Source organism: Nonomuraea sp. NPDC049141 (assembly GCF_040648415.1).
GTDB lineage: Bacteria > Actinomycetota > Actinomycetes > Streptosporangiales > Streptosporangiaceae > Nonomuraea.
In genome coordinates this window covers 902,563-916,282 of the sequence record NZ_JBEZDR010000001.1, presented here as the reverse complement: position 1 = coordinate 916,282, position 13,720 = coordinate 902,563, and the positions used below count along the sequence as shown (strand labels likewise).

The following is a 13,720-nucleotide window of genomic DNA, read 5'->3' as shown; positions in this document are numbered from 1 at the left end:
CTCGGCGACGACCAGCACGGTGGTGGTCTTGTCCCGTACGGCGGAGCGGCCGGCGGACCGGTCCGCCACCACCTGAGGTTCCTGGAGCTATCCGCAGTTCGTCCAGTAACCGCCGCCCTTTCCGTCGGCCACGTACGCTCCCTTGGCGTTGGCCACGGTCCAGGACAGGCGCAGGTTGAGAGTTCCGCTACTGCGGGCGACGCCCGTGGTGTTCTCGCCGTCGCCGCTGGACGTACCGGTCCACCGTACGGTGATCCGCCCGAACTCGGTGGCGGGCGGCCCCGGACACCCGGGCCGCGAGGCGGGCACGCGCACCCGGAACGCGTGCGCGGAGACCGCGATCCCCTTCGACCCGGACACCGCGGTGACCTTGCAGTCACCCGGACAGACCAACCTGAATGATCCGGTACGGCGGGTGCCCAGGTTGATCGACGACGGCGACAGGCTCGCGACCGGGGGATTGGGACCGGGCAGGGCTATCTTCTGCGGCCGGACCTCGCCGGTGGGGGTGTCGCTCATCTTGGATTCCGGCTTGGACGGTGCTGCCGTGGCACTCGGGTCGCCCTTGGCCGACGGGGTGGGCGCGGGGCCGGTCGCCGTCACGCCGGCCGGTGGTGGGACCACCGTGGGGTTGAGCGTGACGTTGGGGCCGTTGGCCGGTGGTGCGGCCGGGATGGTGCCGGTGTTCGACAGGCGGGTGGTGTGCGTCTCGGACATGGCGGGGCGCTGGCGGCTCTGAAGGCCGGACCAGGCGAGGCTCGCCACCAGCATCCCGGCGCCGACGAGCAGCCCCACCGTGGCCACGGACCGGATGGTGAACCGGCCGTCGGGCCCGAAGTCGTCGGGACGGTTACGCCAGAACTCCGAGTCCGGGTCCTCCGGGCGGTCGCGCCAGATGTCCGCGTCCGGCTCGGCGCCTCCTGGGCCGAGGTCGGTGCTGGGGGTCGCGACCAGGAGGTCTCGGTGCTCGCCGCCGGCGATGATCAGGGCGTCACGGTGGGTTCCGGCGGTGGTGAACAGGGCGTCCGGGCGGTTTGTGGTGAATGGCTCGTTTCGGTGGGTGGTGAGCAGAGCATCCTGGCCCGCTGTGCTGAACGGTCCGTTTCGGCGGGTGGCGGGGGTGGAGGTCAGGGCGTTCTGGCGGGTGCCGGTGGTCGCGATCAGAGTGTCCGGACGCGTGCCTGTCGTGGCGAACGGTCCGTCTCCGCGGGTGCCGGGGGCGGTGGTCGCGGCGCCTCGGTGGGTGTCTGGGGTGGGGGTGTCCCGGCGGTTACCGGACGTGGCCGCGTCCCGGTGCGGGCTCGTGGTCGTGGCGTCCCGGCGGCTGCTCGGGGCCGAGGGGGCCGGGCGGCTCCTGGCGGCGGGGGTTTCGCGGCGGGTGCCGCTGGCCGCTACGAAGACGCCCTGCCTGTCGCGGGCGGTGGCCACCAGGACGTCCCGGTGACGATCGCCGAAGGGGTGCCGGCCACGAGGCCCCGCACCGGCCGCCGGACCACGATCGGACGCATCCGGCGGCGCCTGGCCGGTGGACGCACCCGGCACGGGCGGGTCGTCGACGCCCAGCGCAGGTGGCTCGCCGACGGGGGCGCCCAGAGGCGGCCGGTTGCCGACGGGGGCGCCCAGCGTGGGCGGCTTGGCGATGGGGGCGGTCCGAGGTCGCCGGTTGCCGGTGGGCGCGGTCGCCGCGTGCGGGTTGGCCGGTGGCGTGCCCAACTCGTGGCGACTTTGTGCGGGCACTTCAGGCACCGGAGGCCCACCGATGACCAGCCCAGGCAGCCGCAAGACCGGCTGGGGTGGCGGAGAGGTCACCTCAGGCGGCCGCGACACCGGCGCGAACGGTGCCGAGGTCGCTTCGCGCGGCTGCGACACCGGCGCGGATGGAGCCGAGGCGACCTCGGGCGGTGGTGAGTCAGCTGGGCTCGCATTCCGGTCCTGCTGGCGGTTGGTGGGGGCGCCTTGTGGGGGAGCCGCCGGAGCCTCAAACGTGGGGGCGGCCAGGATGCCGGGAGCGGACGGGCCAGTAGCCGCGGCGCTCCGCGGAAGGACGCCGGCAGCGGGTTTCCGGGCGAGCGGAATGGTGGTCTCGTGATCGCGAGGCGCCGGACTCGCGTCCGGGTCGGACCGCTGAAGCGGAATGGCGGCCGGGGCGTCGTGACGAGGCGGGGCGGCGGGTGGCGCGTCGGGTCGGGCCGGAATGGCGTGCGGCGCGTCGGGCCGGGCCGGGGTGGTGGTTGGTCTGTTGTGTCGGGTTGGGACGGTGGTGGGAGCGCGGTGGCTCCTGTGGGGTTTGCGCTCCTGGCCGGCGGCAGCCGCGCCCGCCGCCGGCCAGGCGCTTCCCCTGGTCGCCGCCGTGGGGTCGGCGATCGGGGAGATCAGCATCGGAGCGGCCTCGACCAGCCCCCGAACCTGCACGGGGAACCCGTCCACGCGCCACAGCTCGCCCGCGTCCGGCAGCGGCTGGGCCCACGTCAGGCGGTCGCGCAGCGTGGGTGGAGCGGTGGCGATGGGCAGCTCACGCAGTAATGTGGCCGCCACCACGGCCCGGGGCGCCGCCCGGCACGTGGGGCAGATGGGGATGTGGCGGCTGATGCGGGCTCGGTTGCGCCGCGTGGGCGTCGTCGCCCAGGCCGAGACCTTGGCGGCGAGCTGGCCGCAGCCGTTGGCGGCCCGGGCGGCGATGACGGCGGAGAACCACCGCTCCACCCCGCGGGCCGCCTCGCTCACGATGGACGTCACGTCCGGGGGCGTCACATCGAAGATCACCGCGATCTCCTGATGCGTGAGCCCGTGCCGTACGGACAGGTCGAGCAGCTCCCGCTGCAGGGTGTCCAGCGCGCGCAGAGCCTCGGGCAGCAGGTCCGGCATCCGGCCGGAACGCGACCACGAGCCGGTGCTCGCGGGGCCGGCCACGGTCGCGCGATGCGCCCGGGCCAGCCCGTAGAGCCACGGCCGCACCAGGGAGGAGTCGACGACCCGGTGCGTGTGACCGTGCGCTGACAGCAGCGCTCCGGCGACCGCCAGTTCGGCCTCGCTCTGGGCGAGCTCCGTCCGGCAGTAGTCGTAGAGGTGGGATCCGTACTCGTCGCACAGGTCGCGGATCTCTTCACGTACGTCCTCGGTCAACGTCCGCCACATCACCTGTGCCACCTCCTTCCAGAGCTGCTGAAAGCCGAAGAATCACCGAAGAAGCCTCAGCCGGGTAACTGCTCCGCGATCTCCGTCGCCCAGTAGGTGATCACGCTCCCGGCGCCCGCCCGCCGGATCGCCGTCAGGCTCTCCCGGATGGCGCGGTCGCGGACGAGCCACCCCTGGGCGGCGGCGGCCTCGATCGCGGCGTACTCGCCGGAGGTCTGGTACGCGGAGACCGGCACGTGGACCGCGTCGGCCACCATGCGTACGACGTCCAGATACAGACCCGCCGGTTTGACCATCACCATGTCGGCCCCCTCCTCGATGTCCAGCAGCACCTCGCGCAGCGCCTCGCGGCTGTTGGCGGGATCCTGCTGGGCGGTCGAGCGGGTGCCGGTCAGCCGCGATTCGACGGCGTCGCGGAACGGGCCGTAGAAGGCGGAGTCGTACTTGGCGGCGTAGGCCAGGATCGCCACCCGATCGTGGCCGGCCCGGTCGAGCGCCTGCCTGACGGCGGCGACCTGGCCGTCCATCATGCCGCTCGGCGCCACCACGTGCGCGCCCGCGTTGGCCTGGGCGATGGCGACCTCGGCGTAGGCACGCAGGGTGGCGTCGTTGTCGACGTCGCCGCTCGCGTCCAGGACGCCGACCTGGCCGTGCTCGGTGTATTCGTCCAGGTTGATGTCGCTGATCACCACGGTGGCGTCGCCCACTTCCTTGGCGACGTCGGCGATGGCCAGTTGCGCGATGCCGCACGGGTCCCAGGCGCCGTAGCCTTCGGGGTCCTTCTCGGCCGGGATGCCGAAGATCAGCAGGCCGCCGACGCCCGCGGTGGCCGCGGCCGAGGCCGCCTTGCGCAGGCTGTCGCGGGTGTGCTGGACCTGGCCGGGCATGCTGGGGATCTCACGGGGTTCGTCGAGTCCTTCGCGGACGAACAAGGGCTGCACCAGGTCGGCCGGATGCAGCCGCGTTTCGGCGACCAGGCCGCGCAGAGCGGATGTGCGCCGCAGGCGGCGGGGACGGTCAGCGGGGAAGCTCATGGGTCCTAGCCTCCGATTACCTTGCCGAGGAAAACACGTTCCGCGTGCCTGACAGCATCCGCGGGCGGGAGCCGATACCAGTAGCCGCTGGTGCTGCGCGCGGTGATGTTGAGCCGGCGCAGGTGGCACAGGTGTTCGGCCGTCTTGACCGCCAGCCCGTCCGGGTCGATCACCGGCAGGCCGTGCAGTTCGTGCACGCCGAGGTGGACGAGGATCTCGTTCGGGATGCCTTCGGCGGGCACCAGCCACTGCGCGCCCGCGTCCGCCGCCCGTTTCGCGGCACTGGTGTACGCCTTGAGCAGCGGGCCGAAGTCCTGGGCCAGGGCTCGCTGGACGAGGGTGGTGCCGTCCTCCACCACCTGATATGAGGCCAGGTCGGCGCCCGCCGCCCGGATGTTCTCGGTGATCGGTTCGGCCAGGTACGGGATGAAGCCCAGCACGCCGAGCCGGTGGCGCTCCATGCGCGCCGCCTGCCAGACCGCGTCGCCGTAGCCGATCACGGGGATCGACACGCGTGAGCGGGCGGCGGCCAGCCCGGGGTCCTGCCCCGCGCCGCTGATCCAGGCGGCGCACCCGTCGCGTTCCGCCGCCACGGCCGTCTGGGCGAAGTAGTTGCCGAACAGCAGTCCCAGCTGCCCGTAGCCGACCAGGTGCTCGGGCAGATCGGTGCCGTATGTGTCGGCCGGCAACGTGTGGATCTCCACCTCGGTGCCGGGTTCGGTGATCTTGGATAAGTGCTCGGCGTACAGCTTGTCCAGCAGGGCGGACCGACCCTCGACGGTGTGTTTCTGGAACCAGATGCGCATGTCAGCCATGCCTCACGTGAGATTGATGGGGCCTTGAGCGATCGGGCATCGTGTCGAGCATCGAGGCTTGCGCCAGGTAGGCGCGGGTGGACTCCGGATCGCCGGCGATGGCGCGCAGCCCCGCCATGGCCGCCGCCAGCTTCGTGGTGTCTCGGTCCTGCACACCGGCCACCCGCGCTTCGCTGCGCGGGATCACCCGGTTGACCAGTACGGTGCGCCGCCGCCACGCCCACGCGTCCAGCGCGGCGGGTGCGGTGAATCCGCCGAGCACGGCCGCGAGCACCTGGCCGATCTCGACGGCGTCGTGGATGCCGGCGTTCATGTTCAGGCCGCCGGCCGTGGAGGTCAGGTGCGCGGCGTCGCCGACGAACAGCACCCGCCCGCACCGGTAGTCGGCCAGCACGCCGCGGGCCAGGCTGTACCGGTCGGCCCCGATCACCCGGATCGGCGTCTTCTCGGTGGGCAGGGCGCGGTGCACCAGTTTGGCGATGTTCTGGGGATTGAGCGGGTCGCGGGCGTTGCCCGGGATCCTGATGATGATCCGCCAGTGATCGGGCAGCGCCAGCAGGCTGCACGACTGGCGGGAGTCGCGGACGTAGGTCAGCGGCGCCAGGCCGGGCAGCAGCGCGTCGAGCGGTGAGTCGGTGAAGACCCGCAGCGCCTGCGTCGGATACTCCGAGCGCGGGAACGGCAGGCCGAGCGAGCTGCGCACGGTGCTGTGCGCGCCGTCCGCCGCGACCACGTAGCGGGCCCGCGCCCATGTGCGGCCGATGCGCAGCCGGACGCCCGTGCCGCCCTCGGCGATCCCGTCGACCGGGGTGCCGAAGCGCACCTCCGCCTCCGGGTAGGCCGACAGCGCCTCCAGCAGCAGCGCGGTGAGCGTGGACTGCTCGGCGTGCAGCCGGAACGGGTGCTCGGTCAGGCCGTCGAGGCTGCCCATCAGCATCTCGGCCAGCACCCGGCCCGCCCGGTCACGCCACTGGACCCGCTCCACCACCCGGCCACGGGCGATCAGCGCGGTGGCGATCCCGAGCTCCTCCAGCAGGTCGAGCGTGGCCGGGTGGAAGGTCGAGGCCCGTGACTGCCGGCCGAGGCCCGGCTCGCGTTCCAGGACCGTCACCGGCACGCCGGCCCGCGCCAGCGTGAGCGCCGCGGTCAGCCCGACCGGGCCCGCGCCGACCACGGTGACGCCGTTCATGACCGCCCCTGCGCGACCGGGCGGTGGGGCACCCGGCTGAGCGTGACCGGCTGACCGGTCGCGTGCGCCAGCGCCCACCAGGCGCTGCACAGGTTCGAGGTGAGCAGGATCCGGTCGTTGCCGGCGCCCAGGGGCCCCAGCGCGGGCAGGGTGGACATCCCGGTGCCGCTGAACAGCACCACCGCGTCGGCCGGCAGGCCGGCCTGTTCCACCTGCTCGACCAGCTCGTTCGGCGTGACGGTGTACGGAGAGAAGCCGCCCTGCGCCCGTACCGGTATCACGCGGGTGACGCGCAGGCCCGTCGCCGCCCAGAACCGTTCGGCGAGTTCGGTGAGCCAGGGCTGATACGGCGAGACGAGCACGAACTCCTGCGCCCCGATGTGCTCCAGCGCCTCCCGCGTCGCCAGTGTCGCCGAGGCGAAGGGGATGCCCGCCTCACCGCTCAGCTTGTCGCACCTCTCACGATCCTCCTCGGGTGCGAACAGATATCGCGAGCCGCTGCACGCCATGACCAGTGCGTCGAGCGGCAGGTCGCCGAACGAGCAGATCATCGCGGGCAGGACCTCGTTGTAGGTCTCCAGCCGCTCGGCCAGCGTCAGGCCGGGCCGTACCGGGAAGCGGCTCACGTACATGTCGGCCCGGGACCCGAACAGCCGGGCCAGCTCGGGCTCCACCGATGGATTCGCCGGCGGTACCAGCACGCCGACCCGGCCGCGGCTCATCAGGCGCTCCTGGCTGGATGGTCGAGTGAGAAAGCAGGCAGTTCGAGGGAGAACAGCTCACATAAGGCGTCCGCGTAGCTCTCTCCCAGAGGGGAGTCGGCATGGCTGGTCACCCGGCTGATCGGCTCGCGCAGGAAGGCGTCGACCACCCGCTGGACGGCGTCCTTGATCTCGGCGCGGGCCGCGGCGTCCAGGCTGGGCGCGCGGGAGGCAAGCCGTCCGAGCTCGGCGTCCGCGACGGCGGCCGCCTTCCGTTTTAGTGCTTGTACGACGGGGACGGTAGGCGGCACCGGCACCGTTGGGACCCTTCTGGAGCCATTAGGGCAGCGGTACGAAGCCCCCAGAGCGTTCCCGCCTTCGCCGGCGGTCGCCCGGCGGGCGAGGGTGGCGGGCATCAGCAACCCGACCAAGCCGCGGCCCAGAACGCCGCCTCCCGACGCGCCCGCGCCTCGTCCCAGTCGGTGAGGACGAGCCGGATCTCGCCGCGCTCCACCCCTAGGAGATCCACCGCTGCCCCGATCACGGTATCGGCGAACTCCCGTTGTCTATCTTCTGCCAGTCCTGCCGGGGATTCGACCTGGATGGTGAGCATGAGTTCCTCCTGCGAGGGAGCCTGGGGGGTTCAAGGAACGGCCTGAGAGGAGTCAGGGAAGCTGGTGGAGCGCCTGGTCGATCACGCTGATCGCCTGGTCCGACACCTGCCGGATGTGGCGAAGCCGGTGGACGGTGCGCGCCGTCAGCTCGGGCGGGGTCTGCGGCGGCACGCCGCCGTTGGCGGCCGCCTGGGTGGGGCTGCTCTGACGGGGGCCGCTCTGACGGGGAATGGTCTGTAGCGGAATGCTCTGGGGTGGAATGCTCGCGGGCTGTGTGTCGTCGGTATCGGGCCTGGCACCTGGCGGCAGCACGTGCCGGACGCTGGGCGAGCGCACTTCGTAGGGATGCGGGTACGGCCTGCGGGTCTCGTTCGCGAGCATGATCACTCCTGTCAGCGCTGGTCAAGGGTCCGGAATGCGGACGGGTCTCGGACGCCGAAGCGGGCCAGCTCATGCTCGGCCTCGCTGCGGACCTGGACGAAGCTGTCGCGGAGCTCGGCGAGCAGGCTGCGCAGCAACACCAGCTCCGCTTCCGCTTCTCGCAGGGAGGGACGGCGTGGCCGGTTGCTGGTGGCCGCGACGGCTACGCGGATCAGTGCCGCGACACCGAGCAGGACCGCCACCGCCAGGCAGGCCACCAGCACCGTGGAGAAGCCCGGCATCGGTCCGGCCAGCATGGGATGGTCGACCAGCACCGAGGCGCCGGCCACGCCGATGGCTCCGCCGAGCATGCGCGCGGTGTTGATCGCGCCGACCGCCGAGGCGTACTGGCTGGGGTCGGCGGCCATCGAGCCGACCATGAACGTTCCGGTGGACAGGAAGCCGAACCCGGTGCCCAGCATGACCGCGCCCAACAGGCACCACAGGTTCGGGTGCGGCTGGGCCAGCATCAGCGCACAGCCCGTGCCGAGCATGAGGGCACCGCCATAGATGACGCCGTTGATGCCGATGCGCCGGCTGATCGGTGCGGCCATCGGGCTTGAAACGATCATGGCGATGGAGATCGGGGTGAGCCAGAGGCCGATGGTGCTCGTGTCGAACTCGGCGTTGCGCAGGTAGAGCGGCCCCATGGCCAGCACGACGAAGGATGCGGCTCCGTACATGGAGGAGGTGGCCCCGGCCCACAGGAAGCCGGGACGCCGCCACAGGCTCATGTCGATCGCTCCGGCGCGATGCCGCCACGAGATCGCGATGGCCCCGGCCAACAGCAGCCCGCCGCCTCCCGCGCACGCCAGCGTGCGCATGGAGGTCCAGCCCCACAGGCTGCCCTGGGAGATGGCCAGCACCGCTCCCGCGACCGCGCCGATCAGCAGGACCGCGCCGAACAGGTCCGGTACGCCCTGCCTGGTGCCGCGGTTGCGGGGCAGCGCCGGGGTGAGCATCAGCAGCGCCGCCGCGAGTCCCGCGCCGGGCAGGAACAGGCCGCGCCAGCCGTACTCGGTCAGCAGCCAGCCCCCGCCCCCTTGCAGGGCCAGGGCCCCGATGCCGGACGACGCGCTCCACAGCGCGATGGCTCCGGCGCGGCGGTTGGCGGGCAGCTCGCCGAGCAGCAGCGCCAGCGAGGCGGGGAACATCAGCGCCGCCCCCACCCCCTGGGCCACCCGCCCGGTGAGGAGCAGGGTCCAGGACGGGGCGGCGATGACCGTCGTCGCGCCCAGGCCGTACAGGGCCAGCCCGAGCGCGAGGACGCTGCGCCTGCCCAGCAGGTCGGCGAAGCGTCCGGCGGTGGCGAGCAGCGCCGCGACCGCGGCGAAGTTGACCGTGCTCACCCAGGTGACCTCGGCCAGCGGCAGGGCCGCCGCCAGCGGGTCTCGGCTGAGCACGGGGATCGCCAACGTCGTCGCGGTGCTGTCCGCCATGATGGCGACCACCACCCCGGAGGCGACCAGCCGCAGTACGGCGAACCGCCCCCGGATCCGGCGAGCCGACGGCATCGCGGGCACCACCATGGGACCGGTGACGCCCTCGCGGATGGGCGTCAAGGTCATCGGGCCGACTCCGCGTAGCTGAGTTCGGGCTCGACCGGGGCCGGAACGGGTTCGGCGGGAACCGGCACCGGGCTGTTGTTCGGCACGCTCGCGGCGACGACCCGTTCGGACAGGCCGATGTCGCGGCTGCTCGTGCGGACCCTGGACGGCACGTCGCCGCCGGCCAGCGTCAGGGCGACCTGCGCGGCCAGGGCCAGGTGCTCGGCACAGCGGCGGGCCACCTTGGCCTCCAGACCGGCGATCTGCGCCAGCCTGAGCCGCAGCGGCTCCACGGTAGCGGTGCGTTCGAGCCCGTCGAGGTCGGCGAGTCTGTCGGGCCAGCGCAGCGACCGGCTGAGCTGCGTCTCCACCTCGAGGGTGATCTCGTCGACGGACAGGTCCCGGTCCTTCAGCGGGTTGGCGATCATGACGGCCATGACCGCGGTCTGGTCGAAGTCGGCCAGCCGGCCCCTCAGCGCCGCGGCCAGCATGCGGGCGCGGTGGTGCAGGCAGTCGGCGCTCCAACCGAGCACCAGCAGGCGATCGGCGCCCGCCTCCGTGTGCCACCCGGCGAGCCGCAGCTCGCGGGCCATGCGGTGTTGCACACTCCACCGGTCGGGGGTGTCGTCCACCCAGACCTGTACGCCGCCAAGTGGCAGCTCGGCTACATGGATCACATTCCTCTCTGGGGCCGCCCGAGCGCAGACGCGTCTGATCACGTTCGCCTGCGCGGGCGGGGCCGGATTCTTCGAGAACCAGGAACGGACCTTGGAATCGACGGAATCGACGGTCACGTCCGGCCACCTCCTCGCCGGAGACTCTCCAGAACCCTCCGGCTGTCAAGTCTCAGTTACCACGATCAGTACGATAGTGGGCGCCCCCCGCTCGTTGTGTCAACTGACAGTTTTCGTATACATTGACCTCCCGCTGCGGAGTTTCGCTTCCCGCGGGGCAGGGGACGGCGAGCCAGGCTTCCTTTACGCTGGAGGCTTGTGGCGGCTGGGAGGTACGAGTGGCGAACTTCGCCGAGCGACTCGATCTCGCTCTGAGCAAGCGCGGCTTTTCGGGGGCTCAACTTGCCGCGGCCCTCACCGAAGCCGGCATCCCGATCACGCGCGCCTACGTCAGCCAGTTGCGCACGGGCAAGCAGACCAACCCGACCCTCCAGGTGCTACGCGCCCTCGCCGCCTGCCTCCAGGTGAGCGTGGGCTGGCTGCTGGGCGAGGACGCCGTGGACTCCGGCGCGGTCGAGGAGCTCCAGTTGCGGGCCGCCGCGATCGGCGCGTCCGCCTCCGGGCTCTCCGACGGGTCGCTGAGTGTCCTGCGTGGCGTGATAGGGCTCGCGCGCGCGGCCGAGGGACTGCCCGAGCAGCCGGAGACCACCGCCCCCGAGATCCCCGAGGCCGCGGCCCCGCTGACCGAGCCGCAACGCGAAGCGCTCGGCGACCGCCTGCGCAACCTCCGGCTGATCGCGCGCATGTCGCCGGAGGAGGTCGAGACCTCCCTGGGCCGGGGCGCCGCCGCCATCGGCGCGATCGAGGAGGGCCGCGTCACGCCCGCGCCCGTCACGGTCGAGCGCCTGCTCACCCTCTACGGCGTGACCGCCCCGCCGACCCGCGAGTACGTCCTGTCGCTGGCTCGCGGCGAACGCCCGCCCTCCTGGTACGACGCCGGCTCCGTGCCCGTCTGGATGGCCGCGACGTACGCGCTGGAGCAGCGGGCCTCGCTGATCCGCACCTACCAGACCCAGCTCGTCCCGCCGCTGCTGCAGACCGAGGCCTACGCGCGGGCCGCCATCGAGGTGGCGGGCAACGCCGGGCTCGGCCAGACGTCGGCCGACGCGGCCGTGGGCCTGATCCGCTCCCGCCAGGCGCTGCTGAACCACGGCGACGGCCCCGTGCTCTGGGCGGTGATCGACGAGAGCGTCCTGCTGCGCTCGATCGCCGACCTCCAGACGCAGGCGGCTCAGCTCGACCGGCTGATCGAGTACGCGAAGCGGCCCAACATCTCGCTGCACATCGTGCCGATCGACGATCCGATCTATCTGCCCCGTAGCGGATCGTTCACCATGTGGCGCTTCCCGGAGGCCTTCGAGCCCGATGTGGCCTGCGCCCACGCCATCGACTCCGATGAAGTGATCACCGATGCGACCGCGGTCGAGGCCTATCACCAGGCATTCACCAAGCTGTCGGTCACCACCACCATGGGCGACGAAACCCACGAGTTGCTGTATGCGCACCGTGACCGTCTGACCCATAGATGATCTGACACTTCCCCGCGCCACAACGGGAAATGGATATTTCCCAACAAATATTGCTCTTTCTATTGTCAGATCCGGGCGTTGATGGATCATTGGTATTGTTGGACCAAATGAGTGGGGTCAGTGGGATCAACTTTCTTCCTGGCGAGGGGAAAGGGGCAACACTCAATGCGTCAGCGTGCCATCCGAAATCTGACCAACCTTGACACCACCCGCGCGAGTGTCACCCGAATACTCGACGCCGCCGCGGGGGGAAAGAACCATTTCGAGGTTGACAGTGATGCGGTGCGCCGTTACGACGAGGCGGTTCCGGTCACCGGCTCCGCCGCACGAGCCGTCCTCCGCTACCTGGCACGGGTGGTGAGCCATCTGGCCGGCTCCGGCATCGACCAGTTCCTGATCATCGGCAGTGGCGTGCCCAGCGCGCTGCCGCCCGGACATCAGTTACATGACGTCGCCCGCGACGCCTCGGCCGCCTCTGACGTTCGCGTGGTCTATGTCGAGAACGACCCCATGGTCCTGGCCAGTGCCCACGTCACCATCGAGCGCGTCCACGACCTGGTACGGGTCGTGGAAGGTGACGTACGACAGATCGACGAGCTGCTCGCCGACGAGGTCGTGGCCCGGTTCATCGACTGGGAACGGCCTGTCGGGGTGTTGCTCCTGTCCACTCACAGCCTCAACGACGACGAGCTGGCGTCCTTCGTGATCAAGCGCCTGCGCCACGCCGTCGTGGACGGCAGCTACCTGGGGCTCCTTCAGACCACCTTCGACGGGATCCCCGCCGAACTGCTGCCCGCCATCAACGACCTGCTCGCGATGACGCTGCCGGGACACGTGATCCGCTCGCGTGCCGAGGTGGCGGCCTTGCTGGACGGTCTCGAACTGCTGGAGCCGGGACTGGTGTGGGTCCCGCTCTGGCGGCCCGACGGCTTGGACTCCCCGTGTGCGGACCAGCCGAGTTCGTCGGGCAATTACGGCGCCGTGGCCCGCCTTCCCTGATACGCCCGGCCATGGCGCCTTCGCGGGTGCCCCCCGCGACCGAGGGTCCGGCCCGGTGCACCGGCCGGACCCTCAGGGTCCAGGGCTAGTCCCACCAGAACGACCAGTAATGCCGGCCGATGATCTGCTCGGCGTAACTGTGCAGATCACCCGGCCCCTGGACGACGTTGTCCGGGCAGAAGGTCCAGTGCTCGGCCGCCACGTGCAGCGCGTGCTCGGGCTCGACCGGCGGCGCGGCGACGCTCAGCTCCAGCGTGTTGAAGCCGACGCCGACCACGCGGACCCCGAACCGGTCCTCCCAGCTGCGTACCACCGCCGCCAGCGGCACCATCCACTCGTTGTGGTGCAGCGCCCCCTGCCAGCCCATCACAGCCAGCGCGTCGGCACCTCGGTGCGCGGCGACCAGGCCGAGCGGCAGGCCCCTGGCCGACAGCTCACCGGCGTACCAGTCGGCGACGGCGCCCGGGTCGGCCCTCAGCACCCCAGGCGGCGCCGGGCCCGGACAGAGCGCGCCGAACGGCTCCAGCTCCTCCAGGGCGTCCGGCGGCATCTTGCCGACCCACTCCTGCCACACCTCGGCCATGAACCCCTCGGCCGTGAAGTGCTCGATCATCAGCACCTCGTCCGGCACGACCTGGCCGATCGACCAGGGCTGCGCGGACTCGTCCAGCAGGACGGGCCACAGGCCGCTACGCGGGTGGGCGGTCCGGAACCGCGCCCAGTCAGTGCCCGCCACGGCCTCGTCGCTCATCCAGAACGCTGGCCTGGCCGCCTCGCCCTGGTGCGTGTAGCCGGGATCGGGCCAGACGACGTCGCCCTCGGGCAGGCCGACCGGCAGGAGCCGCCCTCTGCCGCCGTCGGCGAACAGCTGGCACACCTCACGTGGCAGCTGATGATCGTTCATGCCCTACCGTTTCACTACCGAATCCTGTCTCGGAGATGGTAGTCCCGACGGTTGCTCCAGGACTTTTGTCCTGGGCGATCCCGTACAGGCGAATCTTCT

Annotated in this window: 13 protein-coding genes; 2 read left to right on the top strand and 11 right to left on the bottom strand. The window is 71.5% G+C overall.

Translation table 11 applies throughout. The features are described 5' to 3' along the window. Positions 1 to 87: 87 nt before the first annotated feature. The 10 genes from AB0B91_RS04215 to AB0B91_RS04170 all read right to left on the bottom strand — a co-directional run bounded on the left by AB0B91_RS04215 (position 88) and on the right by AB0B91_RS04170 (position 10,249). Positions 88 to 3,147, bottom strand: a complete 3,060-nt coding sequence (locus tag AB0B91_RS04215) for a hypothetical protein (protein ID WP_358315231.1) — start codon at positions 3,145 to 3,147, stop codon at positions 88 to 90. A gap of 44 nt (positions 3,148 to 3,191) precedes the next feature. Further along, entirely contained in the window at positions 3,192 to 4,169 is a 978-nt protein-coding gene (hemB, locus tag AB0B91_RS04210; RefSeq protein WP_358315228.1) for a porphobilinogen synthase, read from the bottom strand. Between the two features lie 5 nt (positions 4,170 to 4,174). Then, the gene (locus AB0B91_RS04205) at positions 4,175 to 4,984 is read right to left on the bottom strand and encodes an aspartate/glutamate racemase family protein (RefSeq protein ID WP_358315225.1); all 810 of its coding nucleotides are present in this window, start codon (positions 4,982 to 4,984) and stop codon (positions 4,175 to 4,177) included. After that, positions 4,977 to 6,173, bottom strand: a complete 1,197-nt coding sequence (locus AB0B91_RS04200; RefSeq protein ID WP_358315223.1) for an NAD(P)/FAD-dependent oxidoreductase — start codon at positions 6,171 to 6,173, stop codon at positions 4,977 to 4,979. The genes AB0B91_RS04205 and AB0B91_RS04200 overlap by 8 nt, the downstream gene beginning before the upstream one ends. Beyond that, on the bottom strand, positions 6,170 to 6,895 hold the full coding sequence (locus AB0B91_RS04195) for a hypothetical protein (RefSeq protein WP_358315221.1): 726 nt from the start codon (positions 6,893 to 6,895) through the stop codon (positions 6,170 to 6,172). Before AB0B91_RS04195 ends, AB0B91_RS04200 begins: the two co-directional genes overlap by 4 nt. Next, entirely contained in the window at positions 6,895 to 7,191 is a 297-nt protein-coding gene (locus AB0B91_RS04190; protein WP_358315218.1) for a hypothetical protein, read from the bottom strand. The genes AB0B91_RS04195 and AB0B91_RS04190 overlap by 1 nt, the downstream gene beginning before the upstream one ends. A gap of 98 nt (positions 7,192 to 7,289) precedes the next feature. Beyond that, the gene (locus AB0B91_RS04185; RefSeq protein ID WP_358315215.1) at positions 7,290 to 7,487 is read right to left on the bottom strand and encodes a hypothetical protein; all 198 of its coding nucleotides are present in this window, start codon (positions 7,485 to 7,487) and stop codon (positions 7,290 to 7,292) included. 52 nt (positions 7,488 to 7,539) lie between these two features. Beyond that, positions 7,540 to 7,869: a hypothetical protein gene (locus AB0B91_RS04180; RefSeq protein ID WP_358315212.1), complete on the bottom strand. Its 330-nt coding sequence runs from the start codon at positions 7,867 to 7,869 to the stop codon at positions 7,540 to 7,542. An 11-nt stretch (positions 7,870 to 7,880) separates the two neighbouring features. Next, positions 7,881 to 9,476 carry an MFS transporter gene (locus AB0B91_RS04175; protein ID WP_358315209.1) on the bottom strand — a complete coding sequence of 532 codons (1,596 nt, stop codon included), beginning with the start codon at positions 9,474 to 9,476 and terminating at the stop codon, positions 7,881 to 7,883. Beyond that, positions 9,473 to 10,249: a hypothetical protein gene (locus tag AB0B91_RS04170; protein WP_358315207.1), complete on the bottom strand. Its 777-nt coding sequence runs from the start codon at positions 10,247 to 10,249 to the stop codon at positions 9,473 to 9,475. Before AB0B91_RS04170 ends, AB0B91_RS04175 begins: the two co-directional genes overlap by 4 nt. 218 nt (positions 10,250 to 10,467) lie before the next feature. On the opposite strand from AB0B91_RS04170, the gene AB0B91_RS04165 reads away from it, so the two are divergent. Together AB0B91_RS04165 and AB0B91_RS04160 are read left to right on the top strand one after the other, a co-directional pair. Further along, positions 10,468 to 11,718: a Scr1 family TA system antitoxin-like transcriptional regulator gene (locus AB0B91_RS04165; protein WP_358315204.1), complete on the top strand. Its 1,251-nt coding sequence runs from the start codon at positions 10,468 to 10,470 to the stop codon at positions 11,716 to 11,718. A gap of 165 nt (positions 11,719 to 11,883) precedes the next feature. After that, positions 11,884 to 12,717: an SAM-dependent methyltransferase gene (locus tag AB0B91_RS04160; protein WP_358315201.1), complete on the top strand. Its 834-nt coding sequence runs from the start codon at positions 11,884 to 11,886 to the stop codon at positions 12,715 to 12,717. An 85-nt stretch (positions 12,718 to 12,802) separates the two neighbouring features. Here AB0B91_RS04160 and AB0B91_RS04155 read toward each other — a convergent pair whose 3' ends face one another. Then, positions 12,803 to 13,621 carry a DUF4253 domain-containing protein gene (locus AB0B91_RS04155; RefSeq protein ID WP_358315198.1) on the bottom strand — a complete coding sequence of 273 codons (819 nt, stop codon included), beginning with the start codon at positions 13,619 to 13,621 and terminating at the stop codon, positions 12,803 to 12,805. Between the last annotated feature and the right edge of the window lie 99 nt (positions 13,622 to 13,720).

What these genes read in the sequence shown, in the direction of transcription:
- hemB (WP_358315228.1), bottom strand. Translation starts at nt 4,169, where the DNA reads ATGAGCTTCCCCGCTGACCGTCCCCGCCGCCTGCGGCGCACATCCGCT.
- AB0B91_RS04205 (WP_358315225.1), bottom strand. Translation starts at nt 4,984, where the DNA reads ATGGCTGACATGCGCATCTGGTTCCAGAAACACACCGTCGAGGGTCGG.
- AB0B91_RS04200 (WP_358315223.1), bottom strand. Translation starts at nt 6,173, where the DNA reads ATGAACGGCGTCACCGTGGTCGGCGCGGGCCCGGTCGGGCTGACCGCG.
- AB0B91_RS04195 (WP_358315221.1), bottom strand. Translation starts at nt 6,895, where the DNA reads ATGAGCCGCGGCCGGGTCGGCGTGCTGGTACCGCCGGCGAATCCATCG.
- AB0B91_RS04185 (WP_358315215.1), bottom strand. Translation starts at nt 7,487, where the DNA reads ATGCTCACCATCCAGGTCGAATCCCCGGCAGGACTGGCAGAAGATAGA.
- AB0B91_RS04180 (WP_358315212.1), bottom strand. Translation starts at nt 7,869, where the DNA reads ATGCTCGCGAACGAGACCCGCAGGCCGTACCCGCATCCCTACGAAGTG.
- AB0B91_RS04175 (WP_358315209.1), bottom strand. Translation starts at nt 9,476, where the DNA reads ATGACCTTGACGCCCATCCGCGAGGGCGTCACCGGTCCCATGGTGGTG.
- AB0B91_RS04160 (WP_358315201.1), top strand. Translation starts at nt 11,884, where the DNA reads ATGCGTCAGCGTGCCATCCGAAATCTGACCAACCTTGACACCACCCGC.
- AB0B91_RS04155 (WP_358315198.1), bottom strand. Translation starts at nt 13,621, where the DNA reads ATGAACGATCATCAGCTGCCACGTGAGGTGTGCCAGCTGTTCGCCGAC.